Genomic DNA, 4445 nt, shown 5'->3' on the forward strand with positions numbered 1-4445 from the left:
AGATGTGTATAAGAGACAGCGCAAATCTCGGTCAAATCGAGCAATAATATCGGGAGAATTTTCTACTAAAGCGCGAAATTCTTCTTCGCGAAGGCTGAGTTCTGCTTCGGCAACAACACGGGCGCGACGTTCTGCTGCTTCGCGTAGCGATCGCTCTACGGCAGGAATCAGGCGTTCTAAGCGTTGTTTCAGTACGTAGTCAGTTGCACCACCTTTGAGGGTTTCAATTGCCACTTCTTCTCCCATTGTGGCTGTCACGAAAATGAATGGCACGTCTGGGCAGAGCTGTCGAGCCATAACCAGGGCAGAAATGCCATCAAAACCAGGCAAGGAATAGTCAGACAGAATCAAGTCAAACCCACCCCGTTCGAGTGCCACTTGAAACTCCGAACGAGTCTTCACTTGAATCGATTCGCACTCAATCTCGCTTTCTGCCAGTAACGCAGTAATCAGTTCTGCATCCAGGATGCTGTCTTCTAGAATCAGAAACTTGAGTGACATCATTCTATTCCTTGATTTGGTCGATCGCTACGAGCGCTAGACAGCGAGCCAGGTGGTGGCTCGTTAATAATTGCCCAAAACAGCCCTAAACCTTGAATCGCACCCACAAATTCATGAAAATCAATTGGTTTAACTACATAAGCGTTTGTACCTAATTCATAACAGCGAGTTAAGTCTCGTTCTTCGCGGGAAGAAGTCAAAATCACTACAGGCACGGTTCTCAGATATCTATCTGCTTTTAATTGCCCTAGAACTTCTATCCCATCAATTTTAGGTAGTTTTAGATCGAGTAGCACCACAACGGGATTGCCTTCGCGACGCAATCGATACACGCCTCGGCGGTACAAATAATCTAAAGCTTCTTCGCCATCGCGGACAACGACGACTTCGTTACCTAAATGGTTTTCTGCTAGGGCAGTCAGGATTAACTCTACGTCGTTAATGCTGTCCTCCACCAGGAGAATGCGCTTTAATTCCATTGTTCGCTCTCTACTCTCCACCCCTCACTCCCAGTCTTGGTAACGAGAAGAAGAACGTTGCTCCTTGATCTATTTCTCCTTCTGCCCACACTCGCCCACCATGACGGTGTATGATGCGCTGGACATTAGCTAATCCTACTCCCGTACCTTGAAAGTTGGGGTCGCTGTGCAGGCGTTGAAACACTCCAAACAATTTATTTACGTACTGCATATCAAAACCGATACCGTTGTCTCTTACGAAAAATACCACCTCCTGAGACTCTGATAAAATTTGACTCCCAATAGTAATTTCTGTCTGCGAGTTTAACTTAGTATATTTAAGCGCATTTTCAATCAGATTCCGCCATACTAACCGTAACATTGCCGGGTCGCCCTGAACGCTCAGTAAGGCTTTAATCTGCCAGGAAATTTGGCGTTTCTTAGTTTCTAACTCTAGTTCTTGCAATACCTCCTGCACCAGTAAATTCATATCAATATTGGTAAAGCGCATTTCCATGCGTCCCATGCGGGAGAAGGATAATAAGTCATCGATCAACTTTCCAGCTAGTTGAGTCGTTTCAATAATAATATTTAGGTAGCGCTGACTCGTTTCATCTAGGGTGGTGTTGGATTTAATTCGCTTTTGTAGCAGATCGACAAATCCGGCAATGTGACGCAAGGGGGCGCGGAGATCGTGGGAGACTGAGTAGGAGAAAGATTCTAATTCTTGGTTAGCGGCTTCAAGTTGTGCCGTGCGCTGCCTGACTCTTTCTTCCAAAGTTGCGTTCAGTTTATGCAGAACTTCTGCTTGTTTGCGCAGTTTGTGTTCTAAATGTTTGCGTTCGGTGACATCGTGTCCCACTGCATATAACAGTTTTGATTCAACGTCGGGTACAGAACTCCAAATCAGCCATTTGTAAGAACCATTTTTACATAAAAAACGATTTTCAAAGTTGACAGTAATAGCTCCAGTTGAGAGTTTTTCAACCTCAGCAAGAGTTTTTTCTCTGTCTTCTGGATGAATTAAATCTAGATATGGTGACTGAAGAATTTCTTTTTGAGTAAAGCCGAGAATGGTTTCAAAAGCAGGATTTATCCGTTTAAAATAACCATCTAACCCAGCGATACAAAGCATATCTAAGGAAAGTGTAAAAAAGCGATCGCGTTCGATTTCAGCCTGTTTGCGATCGCTAATATCTAAAACAAATGCGACTGACTGTTCCCGATTTTCCCCCAGCAAGGCATAACCCAGCATCACAAAAACTCGCGTCCCATCTTTGCGAACATATTCTTTTTCATAGGGCGTACAAGTTCCCTTAGCTCGTGCTTCGGCAATTCTCTCGGCATCCAATGGGAAATATTCTGGGGGAGTCAGATCGTCCCAGCGCACTCTACTCGCCTCTAAATCGGCACGACTGTAACCAATAATGTGTAAAAAAGCATCATTGGCATAACTTATTCCTCCATGCACGTCTCCGTACAAAATTCCGATGACATCCGATTCGACAAAAAGTCTTAGCCTAGCTTCACTCTGACGCAATGCGTTTTCTGTCAACTTGCGATCGCTCACATCAGCTGCCATGCTGATAACCAATCGTCTACCATCTGCCAGACGACCCAAGGGAGCAGAACTAAAATCCCAAGTCCTCTTTTCTCCCTGCTTGGTAGTAATTGAGAATTCCCCTTCTTCTAGCCTTCTGTCTAGGCTGTATAAGCGCTCTATGCTTGCTTTAACTGTATTTTTCGCTGTTCCATAAGCTTTTTCCGTCCAAGCTGCAATTGTGGGAATTTCATCAGCAGTGTAACCCGATAATTCCGTCCAAGCTTGGCTAATTTGTACGACTTCGCCATCTTCGGCATGGATAACGATCGGAAATGGTGCGTTGACAACAGCACGGCGAAAACGTTCTTCACTTTCACGTAAAGCAGTTTCAGCTTGTTTGCGTTCTGTTAAATCGATGACAAAGCAAGCACTATAGCCGTTTTCTCCACCCTCAATTTGAGTAATACCAAGCAGAATCGGCACGCGAGTTCCGTCTTTACGAATATATTCTTTTTCAAACGGAGAACAAGCGCCATACGCTTGAATCTCTGCGACTCTCTGTCGATCTAATGCTTCATACTCTGGTGGTGTCATGCGATTCCAATACAGCTTTCCTGCTTCCAACTCAGTACGGCTGTACCCCATCATGGTGAGAAATGCATCGTTGGCTTCAAAAATTCGCCCGCTAAAGTCACCAAAGTAGATGCCAATGATATTTGATTCTACGATGTGTCGGAACTTAGCTTCGCTTTCCTGCAAAGTTTTTGCCGCGCGTTGACGATCGCGATCTATTTGGTTCAAAGATCTGGCATTGTGCCAAATTACAGTGATATAAACTGCAATTAGCAATAGTACCAGCAGGGCGATCGCAAAACCTGCATCGTAAAGCTGCCAGCGGTATCCTTGCAAAACCAGCCAACCTAAAACTATCGGAATTACGATCGCGCTAGGAATCAGACGACGCGCAACTATGCCCCCATTCAATTCGCTTGTGACAACTGCCATAAAACCGCGATCGTGATATACCAACAACGTACCTACACCAAGCAAGAGAAAAGTTATCGCCGTATGCAAACTCATTGATGTGGAGTAGACAATAAACCGATAAAAAACTCCTACGCCATAGACGTATCCTATAAGAGCAAGTAAGGCAACCAAAATAACAGCAAGACTTAAAGCTTGAGTCAAGAAAATGCGATCCCCCCCTGCCCCCCTTTTTAAGGGGGGTGGATGAGGTGGGTTTGTCTCCCTTGATAGGGGGGATCGAACAGGTGAGTTTGTCTCCCCGGGGAAGGAGGATTGACTTGCCCCCCTTTGTAAGGGGGGTTGGGGGGATCGAATAGCCAACAGCCACAGCGCCCCGCCCAGCAGCACAAAATTCAAAGCAGTATTATCTGCCATACGACCAGGATAAGGATTTGCTGGAGATTTAGGTAAATCTCGCAACAGCAACTCATCAATACCCAAATTCCAATTAAATATGTATTGGCATAGAGTGAGCAAACCAATTAAGGCGACACTAGCAGCGCAAATTTTGGCAATTGGGGAGTCGGGAGTCTTTATTTTGGTAGGGGCGCACAGCTGTGCGCCCCTACCATTGCGAATAAACAAAGACACGCCAGCTAGAATAAAAGCTACGGCTGCATTCGCTTTCATCGTGGCTGTGCCTGGAATTACGCTTTTGAAAATAGCAATGTTAAATATCCAGCCAATTAGAGTCAAACAGCCAACACCAATTGCGATCGCGCTAGCAACTCTTACTAGTAATTGACTGTGACGCAAGTTAGCCATATGTTTCTGTCTCAGGTTGAAAGCGATCGCTTGCTATGCCAAAACAGTGTCACCATTTTACTGCTCACTCCAACGCCGACAGAAACATCGCTCCCTCTAAAACTTAACTTAAGGGAGACAGCCACTCTGAATAAATCTCTCCTACGATAGAT

At 45.2% G+C, this 4445-nt stretch carries 3 protein-coding genes; all 3 read right to left on the reverse strand.

The features are described 5' to 3' along the window. A partial coding sequence (locus C7Y66_RS29865; protein WP_146149912.1) for a response regulator occupies nucleotides 1-504 on the reverse strand: 504 nt, incomplete at its 3' end. Further along, nucleotides 501-980, reverse strand: a complete 480-nt coding sequence (locus tag C7Y66_RS29870; RefSeq protein ID WP_106548312.1) for a response regulator — start codon at nucleotides 978-980, stop codon at nucleotides 501-503. The genes C7Y66_RS29865 and C7Y66_RS29870, both read right to left, overlap by 4 nt. 10 nt (nucleotides 981-990) lie before the next feature. Continuing rightward, nucleotides 991-4293, reverse strand: coding sequence for a PAS domain S-box protein (locus C7Y66_RS29875; protein ID WP_106548313.1), 3303 nt, complete (start codon nucleotides 4291-4293; stop codon nucleotides 991-993). Nucleotides 4294-4445: the final 152 nt, after the last annotated feature.

The sequence above is a fragment of the Chroococcidiopsis sp. CCALA 051 genome, from assembly GCF_003015105.1.
Lineage (GTDB): Bacteria > Cyanobacteriota > Cyanobacteriia > Cyanobacteriales > Chroococcidiopsidaceae > Chroococcidiopsis > Chroococcidiopsis thermalis.

Excerpts from the sequence above, each read along its gene's own strand:
- C7Y66_RS29870 (WP_106548312.1), bottom strand. The coding sequence starts at position 980 with ATGGAATTAAAGCGCATTCTCCTGGTGGAGGACAGCATTAACGACGTA.
- C7Y66_RS29875 (WP_106548313.1), bottom strand. The coding sequence starts at position 4,293 with ATGGCTAACTTGCGTCACAGTCAATTACTAGTAAGAGTTGCTAGCGCG.